Source organism: Labrys wisconsinensis, from assembly GCF_030814995.1.
GTDB classification, from domain to species: Bacteria; Pseudomonadota; Alphaproteobacteria; order Rhizobiales; family Labraceae; genus Labrys; species Labrys wisconsinensis.
In genome coordinates this window covers 132,032-150,058 of sequence record NZ_JAUSVX010000017.1, presented here as the reverse complement: position 1 = coordinate 150,058, position 18,027 = coordinate 132,032, and the positions used below count along the sequence as shown (strand labels likewise).

Here is an 18,027-nt window from a genome sequence, read left to right as displayed (position 1 = left end):
GCCTCGCCTCAGCCGCCGGACGCCCGCGGATACCGCTCCCAGAAGACGAGGCCGTCGAAGCGGAAGGCCTCTCCGCCGTCCTGGTTCAGCGCCCAGTTGCGCATGCTGACCAGGCCCCAGTCCGGCCGCGAGGCGCTTTCCTTCTTGGCGGTGATCTCCCAGCGATAGGTGAGCGTGTCGCCGGCCCGCACCGGCAGCGCCCAGACGAGGTTGCGGAAGCCGGGCGACGGGCCGAGGCGGCCGAAGGCCTTGTTCCGCGCCTCCGCCTCGGCCACCTTGCGCTCGCGATAGGCGACCATCAGGCGCATCCACACGGCCGCGACCTGCCAGCCGGAGGCGACCAGGCCGCCGAAATGGCTGCGTTCCGCCGCCGCCTCGTCCATGTGGAAGGGCTGCGGGTCGAAGCGGGCGGCGAAATGCTTGATGTCGGGCGCCGTGAAGGTGAAGGCGCCGAGCTCGTCGTGGAAGCCGACGGTCACGTCCTCGAAGAACATCAGGCGGCCTCCCGTCGGCCGAGCATGATCGTGCCCTCCTGGGTCAGCACCACCGCCTCGCCGTCGGCCACGAGCTCGAACCGGAACCTGACCAGCCCCATGCCGGGCCGGCTTCGCGACGCCCGCGCCTCCAGGACGTGGCGGCGCACCGACAGCGTCATGCCCGGCCGCACCGGCCGCAGCCACTTGACCTCGTCGATGCCCGGCGCGCCCATCGAGGCGGCATCGAGCAGGAAGCCGTCGCAGTTGAGCCGCATCAGGATGGCGCAGGCATGCCAGCCGGAGGCCGCCAGCCCGCCGAGGATCGAGGCCCTGCCGGCCTCCTCGTCGAGATGGAAGGGTTGCGGGTCGAACTCACGCGCGAAGGCGATGATCTCGTCCTTCGTCACGGTGTGGGCGCCGTAGGTCGCCACCTCACCGGGGATGAAGTCCTCGAAATGCAGACGGGGCTCGGCCATGCGGCGAGACTGCCCGAACTCGGGCCGGGGCGGCAAGTGCGCCCCGCTCGGGGCAGGCCTGCGCGGCCCGCCTACCTCGGCCCGCGCCGGGCAGCCGTTCCGCCCGGACGGAGGCTCGAGCCCTTCACCCCTTCACGGCGCCGGCCGTCAGGCCCTTGACGATGTAGCGCTGCGCGAAAATGAAGAACAGCAGCTGCGGCAGGAGGGAGATCACCGCCGCCGCCGCCATGGTCGGCAGGTTGAACGAGCCGTAGCCCTGGAAGTTGGCGATGGTGGTCGCCACCATCGGCGTCTCGTTATAGGTGAGCGTCAGGGGCAGCAGCAGGTTCGTCCAGATGGCGATGAAGGAGAGGATCGCCGCCGTGACGATGCCGGGAACGATGATCGGCACGATGATCCGCCAGATCAGCGTCCAGTGGCGGGCGCCGTCGAGCAGCGCCGCCTCGTCGATCTCCACGGGCACCTCGGCGATGAACTGGCGCAGCAGCCAGATGCAATAGGGCAGGTTGAAGATCTGGAAGGCCAGGGCGATGCCGATCTGCGTGTCGAACAGGCCATACGCCTGGTAGAGGACGTAGAGCGGCGTCACGAACAGGATCTCCGGCAGCAGCCGGACGATCAGGAAGCCGATGTCCATGCCGGTCAGCCAGGTCCTGCGGTAGCGCGCCAGCGCATAGCCGGCCGGAATGGCGATGATCAGCGTGATGGCGACGGACAGGAACGACACCGAGGTCGTGACCAGGAAGGACCGGCTGAAATCGTTGGAGTTCCAGGCCTCGACGAAGTTCTGCCATTGCGGCACGAAGCGCCAGATCGGCGGCGAGGCCAGGGCCTCGCGCTGGGTCTTGAGCGCCGTGAGGCCGATCCACAGGATCGGCGCAAAGGACAGGAAGGCGGCGAGCGCCAGGGCGGCATAGGCGAGGCCGCGGCCGAGGAGGCGCCGATGGGGCGAGTGCTGCACCGTCGATCTCCCCTCACCGATCGCGCGAGCGCGCCATGGCCCACAGATAGACGCCGGCGATCAGCCCGATCAGCATGGCGAAGACCGAGGCCGCGGCCGAGGCGTATCCCATGTTGAAGAAGCGGCCGATCCCCTGCTGGAAGACGTAGAGCTGGGCGACCTCCGTGGCCCGGGCCGGCCCGCCCTTGGTGATCGACCAGGCGAGCGCGAAGACGCGCAGCGCATCGATGGTGCGGAACACCATTGCCACGAGGATGAAGGGCATCAGCGCCGGCAGGGTGATGTGGCGGAACATCGTCCAGCCGCGAGCGCCGTCGAGGGAGGCCATCTCGACCCGCTCCTGCGGGATGCCGGCGAGCCCGGCCAGCAGGATCAGGATGATGTTGCCGGTCTGCCACCAGGTGTCGACTGCGGCGAGGACGGGCACGACCAGCTGGGGATCGCCGATCCAGTTCGGGCGCGGCAGCCCGAGGCTGCCGAGGAACGCGTTGATCGGCCCGAGCGTCGGGTCGAGCAGCACGGAGGCGATGACGCCGGCGACGATGTCGGAGACCATCAGCGGAAAGATGACGGCCGAGCGGAAGAACCAGGCGCCGCGCTGCACGTTCGAGAGCAGCAGCGCCAGGCTGAGGCCGATCGCCAGCTCCATCGTCACGGCCAGGACCGCGAAATAGAGCGTCACCACGATCGAATGCAGGAAGCGCCGGTCCTGGAACACGGCGACATAGTTGCGCAGGCCGTTGAAGGTCCAGGCCTCCGCCTGCCCGAGGGCCCAGTTCCACTGGTGGAACCCGGCCCACAGGCCGAAGGCGATGGGGTAGAGCGCAAGCGCCGCCAGCAGCGCCAGCGCGGGGGTCGCCAGCAGCAGCGGCACGCTCGGCCGGAACGGCCGGTAGGGACGGGAACGGCCGGCGGCCATGCTCAGGCCGCCGATCCGCCGGGGAAGGGCGTGGGGTCGATGAAGCGGGCGAGCACGTTCCTGGTGATCCTCGAGACGTTGTTGTCATAGCCGCGATGGGCGAGGCTGCCGGCCCAGCCGATCGAGCCGGTGGAGAACACCGCCCCGCCCCCGGCCGTCTCGAAGAACACCATATCGGCCCGGATGTCAGGGCATTCGATGCCGTCGGACCCCGGAAAATTGCCGCCGCCTTCGCCGGCGGCAAAGACATAGATGTTGCTGTGCCCCTCGGAGGACGCCAGCACCAGCGCATGGCGCGGGGTGCCGACCTCCGGGTTGACGATGTCGAGCTCGAGGGCGGCCGCGCCGCCGAACACGCCGAAATCGCCGATGATCTCCTCCTCCACGCCCTCGAAGACGAAGGCGGCGCGCGGGTCGCGGCTCGCCGGCTGGCGGCGATAATAGGAGCCGATGTCGAAGCCCTCGGAGATGAAGCCGATGCCCGCCAGGCGCTGCGGCGCATAGCCGGAATTGCGCCATTGGGTGCTCGGCTCGCCGGTGGAGGCCAGATGCGTCTCCCCCGCCCTCGCCAGCCAGATGCTGCCGGTGACGCCGCGCCGGATCTCCATGGCGGCCGGCAATTCGGGATGCCAGTTCACCCGCCAGTAGAAGCCGTTGCCGCCCAGATACATCAGCCGGCCGCCGTCGCGGGTGTAGCCGGCCAGGGCGTGCATCATCGCCGCCGAGGTATATTCGGGGTGGGCGCCGGTCATGATGCAGGCATAGGGGGCGAGCAGCGCCGCCCCTTCCGCGTGCAGCGTCTCGTCGTCGATGACGTCGTAGTCCCGGCCCGTCGCCTCCAGCCAGTCGATGATGTGCAGGTCGGCGTTGAGGCTCCACAGGGCGCGCTTGGGCCGCATGTTGAGGATCGGCCGCAGCCGCGAGGTCCAGCACGAGCCGCTGCCGTCCCGGTGATGGTCGTAGACGGAGAGGCCGTAGTCGCGCCGCTCCATCAGGAAGAGGTCGGACGGCGCCAGCACCGAGGCCGTGCCGTGGGCACGCTCGGCGAGCGGATCGTCATAGGCGTCGTGGCTGTTGGCATAGGCGAGATAGGTGGCCGTGGAGGCGAGGAACGCCACCGGCGCGGTCACCGAGCCGCGAGGCGGCAGGACGAAGAACGGGACGTAATCCTCGCCGCTGTCGCCGCAGCGCAGGCGCGCCGCATAGATGCCGCTCTTGAGGCCCTGCGGGATCTCCCAGGCGAAATCCGTCTGCCAGCGGCAGTCGTAGAGGTCGTCCTCGTGGAAATGGATCGCGCCGTATTGCCCCGGCGCCTTGCGCCAGCTGACGACGTCGCCGGTCCAGCCATGCCCGGTCACGGCGCGGGTCGGCAGGTTGACGCATGTCCCGTGCAGCCCCGCCGGCCCGAGATCGCGCACCGTGGCCGTCGGGATGCCGATGGAGAAATCCCAGGCCGCCACCAGCCCTCCTCCAGTCCCGAGGGGCGGCTGGGCGATCAGGCCCGCAAGCCCGCCCGGAGCGACGACGCGATCGAGCAGGCGCGGCGCCTCGATCTTGCCGTTGTAGTGCCCGGCGCCGAACAGGCCTTCGGTCGGAGCCGGCGCGACATGGGCCGCCATGGTGAAGGGCGCCGCTGCCGGCACGGCCGGCGCGAAGGGCGACGTGGCTCGGGCCGGGACGAGGGCGGGGTCGTTCCAGGCCGGCTCGAGCGGCTCGGCATGGACGACGGCCTCGCAGCTCCTGGCATCGAAGCTGGCCATGATGCGGTACCAGCGTCGTTCGTCCACCGGCCGGACCGTGGCCAGGCGCCAGTGCCGGCCTCCGGCGCCGAGGCGCAGGCAGAGGCGCCCGGTCTCGTCGAGGACCAGGGCATAGCCCTCGCCCTCCGCGGCGCTGCCGAGCCAGCGCGCCAGGATGGTCTGCTCGCCGACGCCCGGCAGGGTCGGCCAGACCAGGGCGGCGAGCGTGAAGCTGGCGACGTCGAGCGCCGGCACCGGCGCCACCCGCGCATAGGAGCCGCAGTCGATCGGCTGGATCCGGCCGGGATAGGCGCCGTTGACGGCGGCATCGGCGACGAGGACCTCCTTGAAGCCCGGCCCATCCGGCCGGTCGTCCCCGCAGACGAGGCGCACGATGTCGGCCCGGTAGGAGGCGGCCCCCGCCTCGCAGCTGACCTTGAAGGCGATGGTCTGCCCCGGCCGCGCCGACAGGCGGTCGGGATATCCGAGAATCTCAATCATTCAGTCGATCTCCAGCGCCTGCCCGGTGTGGTCGTGCCAGCGGCACTTGAAGACATGCCACTCGGCATCGGCCAGCGACGTGAAGCTCGGGCCGACGATGGTGGGCCGTTCGCGCGAGGTCGCACCGAAGCGGGCCAGCACCCATTCCCGGTGCGGCTCGACGCAGACGAGACAATAATTGCCGGCGAGCGGCTGCGAACGAAAGAAATTGAGGATGCGCTGGAGATCGGCGCTATGGCGGCCATAGGGCACGCGCCGGAACTCCCGGGCAAGATCGGTGCGGGTGGGGTCGATCTGGACCATGAAACGCTGTCATCTCCGTTGGCCAAACCGTCCCGCGGCCCGCCGCGGCACGGTTTGGCGAAGGCGCGGGCAGGCTTGCGCCCGCGCCGCGCACGCCCGATCAGGGCTTGTAGAGCCCGGCCTCGGTGACGACGTCCGTCGCCGTCTCCTGGAGGGTCTTGGCGGCGTCGGCAGCCGGCGTGCCCTGGTAGATGGCGTGCAGGGCATCGAGCATGCCCTCGACCACCTTGTCGGCCGATTGCAGATACATGATCGAGGGCTGGGCGATCGCCAGCGACTTGCCGACCGCGTCGCCGAAGCCGGGCGGCAGCGCCGCCTGGAAGTCCTTGCTGTCCCAGGTCGACTTGCGCGGCGCCGCCAGGGTCTTGCGCGCGATCTGCTCCGTGACGGCCGGGCTCGTCGCCCATTGCACGAACAGCCAGGCCGCCTCCTTCTTGGCCGACTTCTCCGGGATGCTCAGCCCCCAGGACCACATGGCCGTGTGGGCGCCGTCGGGTGAAGCGGCCGGGACCGGCCGGAAGCCGATCTTGTCGGCGACGGTGGACTGCTTGGGATCGATGAAGATCGAGGCGAACAGGCTGGCGTCCGGACCGAAGGTGGCCGCCTTGCCCTGGGCGAACAGGCTCGTCGCCTCATACCAGTCGAAGGCGGTCACGCCCGGCGCCGAGCGCTTCATCAGGCTGGCCCAGATGTCGAATCCCTTGACGATCCTGGGGTCGTCGAAACGCGGCTTCCAGTTGGCGTCGAAATAGACGAAGCGGTCCTTCTCGTAGGGCGCCGAGCCCCAGCTGTCGGCGACGGCGGCATTGAGCTCGTCGAGGATGCCGAGGCCGCCGCCGCGCAGAGCGGCGCGATAGCTGCCGTCGTCGAGCTTGAGCTTGTCGAGGGCGGCGAACCACTCGTCGAAGGTCCCGATCGCCGCCGCATCGATGCCGGCCTTCTCGAACAGGTCCTTGCGATAGAACATCATGTAGACTTCGGTCGACATCGGGATGCCGTAGATCCCCTCGCTCGCCGGGGTCGGCATGCGGAAGGCGGTGGCCGCGGCCGGATAGAAGTCGGCGTAGTCGTACCAGCTCTTGTCGGTGAGCTTGGGATCGTCGAGGAAGGTGTTGAGCTTGGCGATCCAGTTGTTGGAATAGGCGGTCACGCCGGTGATGCCCATCGACATGAACAGCACGTCGAAGGGCGGCTTGGCCGCGGTCATGCCGAGCGAAGCCTTGTTCCAGTAGGCGTCCTCGGTGACGGTCGTGACATTGAGCTTGATGCCGGTGAGCTTCTCGAACTCGGGCAGGAGCGGCTCGACGCCGTCGGTCCAGGGATGCTTGACCAGGAAGAGGTCGATCGTCGTGCCGCTCTGCTGCTTCCAGTCGATCTTGGCCGCCTCCGGCGGCGAGGCCGCCTGAGCCGGGGCCACGGCCGCGATCACGGCCGCCACCGCCGGCGCGATCAGCCGGCGCGCGCCTGCCTTCAGATGGTCTGCGAGGGCGGCAAGCGGCGACGCCCCTCTCCCGTCGCATGATCTGGATATCTGCATCGTCTTGTCCCTCTGTGGTGGCGATCGTTGGTCCGCTCGCCCTGTCGTGAACTTCGACCGCGTCTACCTTCCGCGCCGGCCGGCCCGCGGCCGTCCGGCGCCCTATGGCGTCCCGCGAATGGATCGACGCGTTCAGCCGAAATAAGTTAGATCCTTATAATCAATGCTGGCAAGACATCTTCGTCGGGAAATTTCCACCGGACGCGGTCTGCGACGGAATGCCCTTGGAGGCGTGGCATTTTGACCGCCTGCCCGGCTTGGCGAAGCGTCGTGTCGATTCAATATAAGGACATCGGCCGCCGCGGGTGCCGCCGCATCAGCCTGCGGCCGCTCGAAGCCCGTCCGCCGGGCTGAGCGGCCGGCGCAGGCGCTCCTCCGCCAGGACGAGGAGATCGGGGTGCGTCAGCATGCTGGTCACCGGCCAGTCCGGATCGCCCCGCCCGGCCAGGAGCGCCGCCATGGCCGCCCGCTTGCCCGAGCCGCTGGCCAGCAGCAGGACGGAGCGCGCCTCCCGCAGCGTTGCCACGCCCATGGTGAGGCCGCGCTTCGGCAGGTCGCCGCGGCCGGTCTGCTCGCGATGCCGCGCCAGCGTGGCCTCGGCGAGGTCGACGACATGGCCGCGGGTCTGCCAGGAGCAGCCGGGCTCGTTGAAGGCGATATGGCCGTTGACGCCGAGGCCGAGGATCGCAAGGTCGAGGCCGCCGGCGGCCTCGACCGCCCGGTCATGCGCGGCGCATGCCGCCGCCGGATCGGCGCTGGCGCCGTCGAGCAGGTGGACGCGGGCGGGATCGGCGTCGACGAGGTCGATGAGGTTGTCCCGCAGGAAGGCGGCATAGCTCATGGGATGGCGGCCGGGCAGCCCGAGATATTCGTCGAGGTTGAACAGGTGCGCCGCGGCCAGGGAAAGGGCGCCGGTCCGATGGCGCTGGGCGAGCTCGCGATAGAGCATGAGCGGCGTCTGCCCGGTCGGCAGGGCGATCGCCGCGTCCGGCTTGCGGTGCAGCAGGGCGGCGATCCGATCGGCCGCGTGCCCGGCGAGCGCGGCCGGGTCTTCATACCAGTGGAACTGCATGGCAGAAATCCTTGAAGCGATCCTCGCGGACCGGGTCTCAGCGCGCCGCGAGCGGGTAGCGCCGGAGGTAGGCCTCGTAGAGCGCCTCGTAGGCGTCGGCCGCTTCGGACGGCTCCGCGCTGGCGCCGGCCGCAGCGGCGGCTGCGGCACCGGCGACGGGCGCGTTGAGCGCCGCGCCGACGGCCGCTGGCGAGGCGCCGGGCCAGGGTGCGACCGGCAGGTGCAGCACGTCCGCCAGCATGCCGAGCAGGCCGGGCGAGGCGGCGAGGTGGCCGGCGACGACGACGCGCCGCGGCGCCTGCGCCTCCCCCAGCACCGCCAGGCAGCGGCGGATCTCGAACATCACCCCCTCCAGGAAGGCGCGCAGGATGTCGCCGCGCCGATGGCGCAGGGCAAGGCCGTGGACGGCGCCGCGCAGGCTCGGGTCCCACAAGGCGCCCTGCTCGCCGCCGCCGAGATAGGGGGCGAAGCTGACGCCGGCGGCGCCGACGGGCGCGGCCAGCGCCTCGGCCGCAAACCGGTCCGGGCCGATCTCGAACAGCCGGCACAGCCAGTCGAAGCCGGTCCCGGTGGCGAGCAGATCCATTTCGCGGCCGTACCAGCCTTCAGCGGCATGCGGCGTCAGGATGTAGCGGCCGGCACCGTCGAGCACCGGCCGCCGCACGCTGTCGAGGATCACGGTGCTGGAGCCCATGGTGACGACGGCCGTCCCCTCCTCCAGGCCGCCCATGGCCAGCGCGCTCGCCACGGAATCGGCGGCGCCGACGCTGACCGGCAGCCCGGCCGGCAATCCGAGCAGGCTGGAGCCGGCCTCGTGCAGCGGCCCGGCGACAGCGTTGGACGGGGCGATCTCGGGCAGCAGCGCCGGATCGAGCTGCCAGAGCCGGACCAGTTCGTCGTCCCAGGCGCCGCCCTCGAGGCCGAACACGGCATAGCCGGCGGCTGTCGAGGGATCGGTGACGGACCGCCCGGTGAGGGCGAAGCACAGATAGTCCTTGGCCGAGAGGATGCCTCGGACATCGCCATGGCGATGCCCGAAATGATGCCGGAACATCGGCGCGAGATAGCGCCCGTCGATGCGCATGCCGGTTCGGCGATAGAGAGCGTCGCCGCCGGCCTCCTCGACCACGGCCCGCGCCAGGCCGTCGGCGCGGTCGTCGAGCCAGGTGACGGCCGGCGGCAGCGGCCCGGCCGCGCCGAGAGCAACCAGCGTCGGCAATTGGCCGGCCAGGCCGATGCCGCCGATCCCGGCGGTCGCGGCATGTCCGAGCGTGGCGCGGATCTCCGCGACGGCCTGTCCCGCCGCCCTCAACCAGTCCGCCGGCCGCTGCTCGGCCCCCCGTCCGTCGGCGCCGGCCTGCGTCGCATAGGACGAGGAGCCGGTCGCGACCACGGCGCCGGACGGGTCGAGGACGACCGCCTTGAGGGACGAGGTGCCGAGGTCGAGGCCGAGCCTCAGCGCCGTGCCGGTCATGGCCCGGTCGAGACCGGCTTGGCGGTGCCCTTCAGCTCGGCGACGACCTCGCGGGCGATGGCCAGCGTCTGGTCGATATCGTCGTCCGAATGGGCGCAGGACACGAACAGGTTCTCGAAGGCGCCGGGATGGAACAGGATCCCCCGCTCCATCATGCCCTCCCACCAGCGCCTGAACACGGTATGGCTCGCATGGCGCGCCGCGTCCCTGTAATTGCGGATCGGATGCTCGGAGAACCAGACCTGGAAGACCGGGCCGAGGCCGACGACACTGGAGGGAATCCGCGCGTCGGACAAGAGCCGCTCCAGCCCCTCGCGCAGCCGGTCCGAGCGCTCGAACAGGCTCTCGAACGTGCCCTGCCGGGCCAGGATGTCGAGGGTGGCGTTGGCCGCGGCCACGGCGATGCCGTTGGCCGCGTAGGTTCCGGCCATCGACACGGTGCCGTCGGCGACGAGCGCCATGATGTCGCGCCGGCCGCCCATGGCGGCGATCGGAAAGCCGCCGCCCATGCCCTTGGCGAAGACCGAGAGATCGGGCTTCAGCCCGAACAGGCCCTGTGCCCCGCCGAGGCCGAGGCGGAAGCCGGTGATGACCTCGTCGAGAATGAAGACGACGCCGTGCCGGGCCGTCAGCTCGCGCACCGCTTCGAGATAGCCGGGCTCGGGCAGGATGCAGCCGGTGTTGCACATCACCGGCTCGGTGATCAGGGCGGCGATGTCGTGGCCCTCGCGCTCCAGCACTTCGGCCAGCAGGCCGGCGTCGTTCCAGGGCAGGATGATGAGGTTGTCGCCGACGCCCCTGGGCAGGCCCGGCCCCTGCGCCACGGCCACGGGCGCGCGATCCGGTCCCGCCTCGTCGAGATCGGGATGCTTGCTCCAGTACAGCCCGTCGGAGAAGCCGTGATACATGCCCTCGAAGCGGATGATCTTGCTGCGGCCGGTGAAGGCCCGGGCCAGGCGCGTGGCGTAGAGCACGGCCTCGGTGCCGGTGTTGCACAGCCGCACCTGCTCGAGGCTCGGAACGGCGGCGATCAGCTTGGCGACCAGCCGGCTCTCGTCCTCGGTCGGCAAGGCGAACACCGTGCCGCGATCCTCGATCATCGAGACCACGGCCCGCGTCACCTCCGGTGGGCGGTGGCCGAGGATCATCGGCCCGAGGCCGAGGAGGTAGTCGATATAGGTGTTGCCGTCCACGTCGGTGAGGCGCGACCCCGAGCCGCCCTGCACGAAGAGCGGATAGGGATCCCATCCGGACCATGTCGAGCGGGCCGTGCTGTTCACCCCGCCGGGGATATGTTCGCATGCCTTCGCGAAGAGAGATGCGCTGCGCGTCGTACGCGCGGCGTTTCGGGACGAATACAACAAGGCGCGCTCCTTACGAGGACCAATGTCCTTCTTCGATGACGGATCGACTATCCGGCCCACCTCAGTGCGCGATAGCCTCCGGTGCGGAGAATGAGGGGAGCGATCCGGAAACCGGCTCTCGTGCATCAGCCCTCAATTCGTTATATGGTTATAATGAATTCTCTCGCCGATTGTCAATGGCCGTCGCCGCCGCGATGCCCTCGGGTCTGCCCCGCTTGCGCGGCCGCGCCGACGCATGCCGCCAGGTCGCAGCCTATCCGGACGGAGCCCCGCCGATGCGGAGGGGAGGCCCCTTCCGACGATGAAAAAATAGCCTCGACTCGACAGGTCCGGCAGGTATCTATCGCAAAATTCGCAAAATTCACGCCGCTGCGGAACGCGGTCTAGCCGGTGAAGGCTTCCAGTCATTATATATGATTGCATCTGCGCCGGCCGGTCGACGGCGGCGGACGCTCTCGCCGCCGCGGGGATATCTTTGGATCCGCGGCACGAATCGCGCCGATGGACGGTGCAGCAGGGCACGATTGGGACGGCACGATGTCGCTCTACAAAAAGACCATGTCGTTCATTCTTCGGTACATCGAGGAAAACCGCCTGCAGGCCGACGACAAGCTGCCGATCGAGGTCGATCTGGCATCGATGACGGGGGTCAGCATGGTGACGGTACGGCGCGCGCTGGCCGAGCTCTCGGCCCAGGGCATCATACGGCGGGTGCAGGGCCGCGGCACCTTCGTGGCGGTGCCGCGCCTGCGTGCCGAGACCACGAAGGTGGGCAGCCTGCGCAACGGGCTCGCGCTCGATGCCCGCTCCGCGCTCGAAACCCGGCGGCTGAAGCTGCTCGGGCGCGCCGCGACCGCCGAGGAGGCGAGACGGATGCAGATCGCCGACGGCGCGCTGGTCTGGGAAATATCCCGGCTGCGGCTCCTCGACCAGATCCCGATGATCCACGAGGTTTCGGTCATTCCGATGATTCTCGCTCCAGATCTCGGCGTCCATCTGGATCGGGACGACAGCGCGTCGCTGTACGAGATTCTCGCGGCGCGCTACGGGCTGAGCGAGGCCCGCGAGGAGCAGACCCTGGTCTGCCGCATGCAGACCTCGGCGGACGAGCAGATTCTGAAGCTGCCGCCGAACCATTGGGTCGTCGAGATCGCCGGCGTCAGCTATTCCGCCCAGCAGATGCCGATCGACAGCTTCCGCATGGTGTTCGACGCCAGGCGATTTTCGTTCCGTCTGGAGACGGTGCCCAGCACGGGCGGCCTGGAGGCCGTGCAGGTGCCGGTCGAGAGCTGACGCGCCCGGCATCGCCGCCCGCCCGGGTCAGCCGGAGGCGAACCGCGACAGGAACGCGCGGGTGCGCGGCTGGCGAGGGGCGCCGAAGAATTCGGCGGCCGTGCCCTCTTCGACGATCATTCCCCCGTCCATCAGCACGACGCGGTCCGCGGCCTCGCGGGCGAAGCCCATTTCATGCGTGACGACGACCATCGTCATGCCGTTCTCCGCGAGCTCGCGCATCACGGCCAGAACCTCGCCGACCATCTCCGGATCGAGCGCGCTGGTCGGCTCGTCGAACAGCATGAGTCCGGGCTTCATGGCGAGAGCACGCGCAATGGCGACGCGCTGCTGCTGTCCGCCTGACAATTGCGCGGGATAGAAGGCGGCTTTGTCCGCCAGCCCGACACGGGCCAGCAGCGCGTGCGCCTCTTCCACCGCCTGCGCCTTCGGCACGCCACGGACGTGCACCGGCGCCTCGATGATGTTCTGGACCACGTCGAGATGCGCGAAGAGGTTGAAACGCTGGAAGACCATGCCGATCTCGCGCCGCTGCCGCGCGATCGCACGCTCGCTCTCGGCGACCATCCGCTCGCCTTCCAGGCGATAGCCGATGGGCTTGCCGTTCACCAGGAGGCGGCCGCCATCGATCTTCTCCAGGTGGTTGATGCAGCGCACGAACGTCGTCTTCCCCGAGCCCGACGAGCCGACGATGACGACGACCTCGCCCTGCCGGACCGTCAGATCGACGCCCCTCAGGACCAGCAGCCCCCCGAAATTCTTGCGCACATCCCTGGCCTCGACGACGATCTCGCGCGGCACGGCGGCCGGTGTCGGCGGCATTGCGGGCACGGCCTCATCCATGGGGCAAGAGTCCGGGTCCGCCGGCTGAGGCCCGCTGAACGCGATTGCTGTAAGGTTTGTCAAAGTACGTCTCTATGCGTGCCTGCACGACAGACCACAGCGTGGTCAAGGTAAGATAATAGATCGCCACGACGGCATATAGCTCGAACACGCGGAAGGTCGCTGATGTCACCATCTGTGTGGCGAGCAGAAGCTCCGGCACGCCGATGACGCTCAACAGCGTTGTGTTCTTGAGCATGCCGTTGATGTTGTTCCCGAGTGGCGGAATGATGATGCGCGCGGCCTGCCGCAGGACGATCCGGCGCATCAGCAGGGCGGGCGGCATGCCGAGCGACTGGGCGGCTTCCCGCTGGCCTTTGTCCACCGCCATGATCCCGGCGCGGATGATTTCGCCCATATAGGCGGCCTCGTTGAGGCTGAGCGCCACGATGCCGGCCTGAATATTGCCGGGAATCGTCAAGAACCCGATGTCTATATCTTGAAAGCGAAAGATTCCAGCCGCCGCGAGTGCGGTATATATGAACACAACCTGAACAAGTAGTGGTGTGCCACGAAAGATCCAGGCGTATAATTGGGCAAAACCCGACAACGCCCTATGCGACGACAGGCGCATCATAGCTATGGCGAGGCCTATGATTGTCCCAAATGCTTCAGATACGATCGTTATGCTCAGCGTAAGAAAAAGCCCATTCAAATATATCTGAGAAGGCTCGAGCAGATAATGGAAGAATACCGACCAGCTGAATACCATCTATGGGCCTCTTCGCCATAAGCGAAACCATTGTTCGATGCCCCACCGTCTTCATCGTGTCCTGCGGGCTTCGGAAGATGAGCGATCTGCACGAGCGCACCGGTCCCGAGACCCTGCCTGCTCGACCGCTTGCGGCGCCAATATCATTATAATGAATTTACGATCTGTCAATCGCAACACGACGGCAACAGCCGAGTTCCGGCCGCGGGGAGGAGAAATCCACCGCCCTCCCGCCGGCATCCGGGACGACGACCGCTCCGATGCACGAGGCGATTAAAAAGATATCAGTCCCTGCTCATAAAATGTATTTGACTTTCGGATTTTCCACAATTCATTATAATGATATTATCAATAAGGCACCGGCGCGACCGCTCGTTGCGACCGCGTGCCCCCTATCCGTCCATTACGCGCATCATCCGCGACGCGCATCAACAGGGGACTGCGATGACTTCGAAGAATCGCCATGGCGCCGGCAGGGCCGGAGGCCGCTGGCTCCTCACGGGGGCCTTCCTCCTTGCCGCAGGCCTTTCCTGCGGCCCGGCGGCGGCGCAGGAGGTGACGCCGCCGGCCGACATCGCCAAGGCCCAGCAGATCGTCTATTGCGCCGCGGTCGGCGCGCCGCCGCTGTCCTACTACAAGGAGGACGGCAAGCTCGTCGGCCTCGAGATCGACTTCGGTGAGGATCTGGCGCGCCGTCTCGGCGTGAAGGCTGTCTGGAAAGACGTCCAGTTCGACGGCATCATTCCGGCGCTGCTGGCCAAGCACTGCGATGCGATCATCTCCGGGCTGTACAACCGTCCCAAGCGGCGCGAAGTGGTCGATTTCATCGACTACATGTCGTCGTCGCAAACCGTCCTCACCCGCAAGGGCAATCCTCGCGGCATCAAGACGCTCGACGACCTGTCCGGGCTGAAGATGTCGGTGAGCAACGGCACGACGATCCAGTCGATAGCCGAGCAGGAGAACGAGAAGCTCAAGGCAGCCGGAAAGGCACCGATCGACATCGTCGTGTTCCCGAAGGAAGTCGACGCCCTGCAATCGCTGCGGATCGACCAGACCCAGGCCTACGGCACCAGCATCGAGATTTCGGCCTATTACATCTTCCAGGCCCCCGAGCTGTTCGAGCTGGCCGGCGAGCCCTTCAACCATATCAATGCCGGCATCGGCCTGCGCAAGGACGACCCGGACCTGACCAAGGCGCTCACCAAGGCGTTCGACGGCATGAAGGCGGACGGAGCCTACAGATCGCTGATGGCGAAATATGGCTTCGAGAAGCTGATGCTGCAGTAGAGAGCACAGCGCGCCCGGCCGTGCATGCCGGGCGCGCGCCGCGCGAGAGCAAAGAGGTAAAGCTGCTTTCCCATGCGTGACTTCCATCTGCCGGGGCGCTCCCCGATCCATGCGAGCGAGGCGGCCGCGGCCAGCTCGCATCCCCTCGCCACTCTTGCCGCCATCGAGGTCTTGCGCGAAGGCGGCAACGCCATCGATGCGGCGATCACGGCCGCAGCCGTGCTCGCCGTCGTCGAGCCGCAGTCGACGGGCATCGGCGGGGACGCCTTCATGCTCTACGCCCCCGGTGGCGGTCCCGGCATCATCGCGTACAACGGCTCCGGACGAGCGCCGGCCGCCGCGTCGCCGGACTGGTACCACGAGCGCGGCATTCGCGACATGCCGCAGGACGGCCCCCACAGCGTGACGATTCCCGGCGTGATCGATGCCTGGGCGAGGCTGGCCGCGGATCATGGAACGCGGGGGCTGGATCGTCTCCTTGGGCCGGCGATCCGTTATGCGGAGGAAGGCTACCTGATCGCCGACCGGGTGGCGTTCGACTGGGCGGCTTGCGCCGAGGCGCTCCGCACCGATGCCGACGCGGCGCGTACGCTGCTGCCCTGGGGACGGCCGCCGAGGCCCGGCGACAGGCATGTGCAGCCCGCGCTCGGAGCCACCTTGCGGGCGGTCGCGGCGTCCGGCCGGAAAGCCTTCTATGAAGGGCCGATTGCCGAAGACATGGTGTCGGCGCTGCGCAGCCGCGGCGGCCTGCACACGCTCGACGATTTCGCCACGGCGGCGGGCGAATACACGACGCCGATCTCGACACGCTATCGCGGCGTCGATGTGTTCGAGCTGCCGCCGAGCAATCAGGCGATCACGGCCCTGATCATGCTGAACATCCTCGACGGCTTCGACATGGCGGGCCTCGACCCGTTCGGGGCAGAACGGCTTCATCTGGAGATCGAGGCGGCCCGTCTCGCCTATGCCGATCGCAATGCCTTCGTGGCCGACCCTGCGCAGGCATCGGTTCCGGTCGAGGAGCTTCTGTCAGCCGGCCACGCGCGGGAGCTGCGGGCCCGGATCGATCCGCGTCGCGCAATGGTCGACCTGCCGCCGCCCCGGCTGCGCAAGAGTGACACGGTCTATCTGTGCGTGGTGGATCGCGACCGGAACGCGGCGAGCTTCATCAACTCGACCTACGCCTCGTTCGGAAGCATGATCGTCGCGCCGGCCTCGGGCGTCGTCCTGCAGAACCGGGGGGCATGCTTCACGCTCGACCCGTCGCATCCCAATCGCATCGCTCCGCGCAAGCGGCCGATGCACACCATCATGCCGGGGATGGCCCTGCGCAACGGCCGCGTGATGATGCCGTTCGGGGTGATGGGTGGGGATTTCCAGCCCTTCGGACATGCGCATCTGCTGACCAACATGATCGATTTCGGCCTCGACCCGCAGGCGGCCCTGGATGCGCCGCGGGTGTTCCACGAGGCCGGCATGGTGGCCGCCGAGCGCGGGATTCCAGCCGCCGCCCTTGCCGGGCTTCAGGACCGCGGGCACAGGACGCTCGTCAGCTACGAGCCGCATGGAGGCGGTCAGGCGATCAGCATCGACTGGGAGGCCGGCACCCTCACCGCCGGCTCCGACCCTCGGAAGGACGGCTGCGCGCTCGGCTATTGACGATGCCGCGTGCAGCGCCAGGGCCGGTTCGCCCCATGCGATTCCGCGAGCCCCGTGTCGATCGTGAGCGGGGCCCGAAGCTGGATGCCATGATCGGCTCGCCGGCTGGCCATCGCATCCATGTCGCGACCGCGTGACGAGCGGGAGCAGGCCCTCGTCGTCCTCGTGCCCTGAGCGCCGCCGCGGCGCCTCAGTTGGCGAAGCGGAAATGCAGCACGTCGCCGTCGGCGACGACATAGTCCTTGCCCTCGAGGCGGAACTTGCCGGCTTCCTTGGCGCCCGCCTCGCCGTTCAGCGCGACATAATCGGCATAGGCGACGGTCTCGGCGCGGATGAAGCCCTTCTCGAAGTCGGAATGGATGACGCCAGCCGCCTGCGGCCCGCGCGTGCCCCGGGTGATGGTCCAGGCGCGCGCCTCCTTCGGGCCGACGGTGAAATAGGTGACGAGCTGGAGCAGGGCATAGCCGGCGCGGATCACCCGGTTGAGCCCGGGCTCGGCGAGGCCGATGGCGTCGAGATAGTCGCGCTGCTCCTCCGTCGGCAGCACCGCGATCTCGCTCTCGATCTTGGCCGACACCACCACGGCGACCGCGTCCTCCTCCCGGGCTCGGCCGGCGACGCGCTCGGAATAGGCGTTGCCCTCGTCGGCGGAGGCTTCCTCGACATTGCAGACGTAAAGCACCGGCTTGGCGGTGAGCAGCTGCAGCATGTCGAAGGCGCGGCGCTCCTCCGGCTTCACCTCGACGAGGCGGGCCGGCTTGCCCTCGCGCAGCAGCACCAGGGCGCGGGTGACGAGGTCGAGTTGCTCCTTGGCCTCCTTGTCGCCGCCACGCGCCTTCTTCTCGATGGCGACGACGCGCTTCTCCAGGCTGTCGAGGTCGGCCAGCATCAGCTCGGTCTCGATGGTCTCGATGTCGGCGATCGGGTCGATCTTGCCCTCGACATGGGTGATGTCGCTGTCCTCGAAGCAGCGGACGACATGGGCGATCGCGTCGCATTCGCGGATATTGGCGAGGAACTGGTTGCCGAGCCCCTCGCCCTTGGAGGCGCCGCGCACCAGCCCGGCAATATCGACGAAGGTGAGCCGCGTCGGGATGATCTGGGCGGACCTGGCGATGGCCGCGAGCTTCTCCAGCCGCTCGTCCGGCACCGCCACGTCGCCGACATTCGGCTCGATGGTGCAGAAGGGATAGTTCGCCGCCTGCGCCGCCGCCGTCTGCGTCAGCGCGTTGAAGAGGGTCGACTTGCCGACGTTCGGCAGGCCGACGATGCCGCATTTGAAGCCCATGGGAAGTCCGTCGCTTTGCCGGCGGCCGCTGCGAGGACGACCGGATGTCGTCCTTCCCGGCGGCGCCGGTGAAATGATCCT

Annotated in this window: 16 protein-coding genes; 3 read left to right on the top strand and 13 right to left on the bottom strand. The window is 68.4% G+C overall.

The window, feature by feature from the left end; all coding sequences use genetic code 11:
- Positions 1-8: 8 nt before the first annotated feature.
- The 10 genes from QO011_RS33370 to QO011_RS33325 form a co-directional block, all read right to left on the bottom strand.
- The gene (locus tag QO011_RS33370; protein WP_307282239.1) at positions 9-494 is read right to left on the bottom strand and encodes a MaoC family dehydratase; all 486 of its coding nucleotides are present in this window, start codon (positions 492-494) and stop codon (positions 9-11) included.
- Entirely contained in the window at positions 494-952 is a 459-nt protein-coding gene (locus QO011_RS33365; protein ID WP_307282237.1) for a MaoC family dehydratase, read from the bottom strand. Before QO011_RS33365 ends, QO011_RS33370 begins: the two co-directional genes overlap by 1 nt.
- Before the next feature lie 124 nt (positions 953-1,076).
- Positions 1,077-1,913, bottom strand: coding sequence for a carbohydrate ABC transporter permease (locus QO011_RS33360; protein WP_307282235.1), 837 nt, complete (start codon positions 1,911-1,913; stop codon positions 1,077-1,079).
- A gap of 13 nt (positions 1,914-1,926) precedes the next feature.
- A complete protein-coding gene (locus QO011_RS33355; RefSeq protein ID WP_307282234.1) occupies positions 1,927-2,832 on the bottom strand; it encodes a carbohydrate ABC transporter permease in 906 nt (301 codons plus the stop codon).
- Positions 2,833-2,834: 2 nt separating this feature from the next.
- Positions 2,835-5,072 carry a N,N-dimethylformamidase beta subunit family domain-containing protein gene (locus QO011_RS33350; protein ID WP_307282233.1) on the bottom strand — a complete coding sequence of 746 codons (2,238 nt, stop codon included), beginning with the start codon at positions 5,070-5,072 and terminating at the stop codon, positions 2,835-2,837.
- Positions 5,073-5,375 (bottom strand): N,N-dimethylformamidase alpha subunit family protein, encoded by a 303-nt coding sequence (locus QO011_RS33345; protein ID WP_307282231.1) that lies wholly within the window; start codon positions 5,373-5,375, stop codon positions 5,073-5,075.
- A 100-nt stretch (positions 5,376-5,475) separates the two neighbouring features.
- On the bottom strand, positions 5,476-6,912 hold the full coding sequence (locus tag QO011_RS33340) for an extracellular solute-binding protein (protein ID WP_307282230.1): 1,437 nt from the start codon (positions 6,910-6,912) through the stop codon (positions 5,476-5,478).
- 316 nt (positions 6,913-7,228) lie between these two features.
- Positions 7,229-7,984: a glucosamine-6-phosphate deaminase gene (locus tag QO011_RS33335; protein WP_307282228.1), complete on the bottom strand. Its 756-nt coding sequence runs from the start codon at positions 7,982-7,984 to the stop codon at positions 7,229-7,231.
- A 37-nt stretch (positions 7,985-8,021) separates the two neighbouring features.
- Positions 8,022-9,458 carry a xylulokinase gene (locus tag QO011_RS33330; RefSeq protein ID WP_307282226.1) on the bottom strand — a complete coding sequence of 479 codons (1,437 nt, stop codon included), beginning with the start codon at positions 9,456-9,458 and terminating at the stop codon, positions 8,022-8,024.
- The gene (locus QO011_RS33325; RefSeq protein WP_307282222.1) at positions 9,455-10,948 is read right to left on the bottom strand and encodes an aspartate aminotransferase family protein; all 1,494 of its coding nucleotides are present in this window, start codon (positions 10,946-10,948) and stop codon (positions 9,455-9,457) included. The genes QO011_RS33330 and QO011_RS33325 overlap by 4 nt, the downstream gene beginning before the upstream one ends.
- Positions 10,949-11,359: 411 nt before the next feature.
- Here QO011_RS33325 and QO011_RS33320 point away from each other — a divergent pair, with 411 nt between their 5' ends.
- Complete coding sequence (locus QO011_RS33320; RefSeq protein WP_307282221.1) at positions 11,360-12,115, top strand: GntR family transcriptional regulator; 756 nt, start codon at positions 11,360-11,362, stop codon at positions 12,113-12,115.
- 27 nt (positions 12,116-12,142) lie between these two features.
- On the opposite strand, the gene QO011_RS33315 is transcribed toward QO011_RS33320, so the two are convergent.
- Together QO011_RS33315 and QO011_RS33310 are read right to left on the bottom strand one after the other, a co-directional pair.
- Positions 12,143-12,937, bottom strand: a complete 795-nt coding sequence (locus tag QO011_RS33315) for an amino acid ABC transporter ATP-binding protein (RefSeq protein ID WP_307282313.1) — start codon at positions 12,935-12,937, stop codon at positions 12,143-12,145.
- Positions 12,938-12,950: 13 nt separating this feature from the next.
- Positions 12,951-13,709: an amino acid ABC transporter permease gene (locus QO011_RS33310; RefSeq protein WP_307282220.1), complete on the bottom strand. Its 759-nt coding sequence runs from the start codon at positions 13,707-13,709 to the stop codon at positions 12,951-12,953.
- A gap of 444 nt (positions 13,710-14,153) precedes the next feature.
- Here QO011_RS33310 and QO011_RS33305 point away from each other — a divergent pair, with 444 nt between their 5' ends.
- Entirely contained in the window at positions 14,154-14,999 is an 846-nt protein-coding gene (locus QO011_RS33305) for an ABC transporter substrate-binding protein (RefSeq protein WP_307282219.1), read from the top strand.
- Positions 15,000-15,071: 72 nt separating this feature from the next.
- Entirely contained in the window at positions 15,072-16,658 is a 1,587-nt protein-coding gene (gene ggt / locus QO011_RS33300; protein ID WP_307282217.1) for a gamma-glutamyltransferase, read from the top strand.
- A 190-nt stretch (positions 16,659-16,848) separates the two neighbouring features.
- On the opposite strand, the gene ychF is transcribed toward ggt, so the two are convergent.
- The gene (ychF, locus tag QO011_RS33295) at positions 16,849-17,946 is read right to left on the bottom strand and encodes a redox-regulated ATPase YchF (protein WP_307282215.1); all 1,098 of its coding nucleotides are present in this window, start codon (positions 17,944-17,946) and stop codon (positions 16,849-16,851) included.
- Between the last annotated feature and the right edge of the window lie 81 nt (positions 17,947-18,027).

Coding starts and splice junctions, on each gene's coding strand:
- QO011_RS33370 (WP_307282239.1), bottom strand. CDS start 494: ATGTTCTTCGAGGACGTGACCGTCGGCTTCCACGACGAGCTCGGCGCC.
- QO011_RS33365 (WP_307282237.1), bottom strand. CDS start 952: ATGGCCGAGCCCCGTCTGCATTTCGAGGACTTCATCCCCGGTGAGGTG.
- QO011_RS33355 (WP_307282234.1), bottom strand. CDS start 2,832: ATGGCCGCCGGCCGTTCCCGTCCCTACCGGCCGTTCCGGCCGAGCGTG.
- QO011_RS33350 (WP_307282233.1), bottom strand. CDS start 5,072: ATGATTGAGATTCTCGGATATCCCGACCGCCTGTCGGCGCGGCCGGGG.
- QO011_RS33345 (WP_307282231.1), bottom strand. CDS start 5,375: ATGGTCCAGATCGACCCCACCCGCACCGATCTTGCCCGGGAGTTCCGG.
- QO011_RS33340 (WP_307282230.1), bottom strand. CDS start 6,912: ATGCAGATATCCAGATCATGCGACGGGAGAGGGGCGTCGCCGCTTGCC.
- QO011_RS33335 (WP_307282228.1), bottom strand. CDS start 7,984: ATGCAGTTCCACTGGTATGAAGACCCGGCCGCGCTCGCCGGGCACGCG.
- QO011_RS33330 (WP_307282226.1), bottom strand. CDS start 9,458: ATGACCGGCACGGCGCTGAGGCTCGGCCTCGACCTCGGCACCTCGTCC.
- QO011_RS33325 (WP_307282222.1), bottom strand. CDS start 10,948: ATGCACGAGAGCCGGTTTCCGGATCGCTCCCCTCATTCTCCGCACCGG.
- QO011_RS33320 (WP_307282221.1), top strand. CDS start 11,360: ATGTCGCTCTACAAAAAGACCATGTCGTTCATTCTTCGGTACATCGAG.
- QO011_RS33315 (WP_307282313.1), bottom strand. CDS start 12,937: ATGCCGCCGACACCGGCCGCCGTGCCGCGCGAGATCGTCGTCGAGGCC.
- QO011_RS33310 (WP_307282220.1), bottom strand. CDS start 13,709: ATGGTATTCAGCTGGTCGGTATTCTTCCATTATCTGCTCGAGCCTTCT.
- QO011_RS33305 (WP_307282219.1), top strand. CDS start 14,154: ATGACTTCGAAGAATCGCCATGGCGCCGGCAGGGCCGGAGGCCGCTGG.
- ggt (WP_307282217.1), top strand. CDS start 15,072: ATGCGTGACTTCCATCTGCCGGGGCGCTCCCCGATCCATGCGAGCGAG.
- ychF (WP_307282215.1), bottom strand. CDS start 17,946: ATGGGCTTCAAATGCGGCATCGTCGGCCTGCCGAACGTCGGCAAGTCG.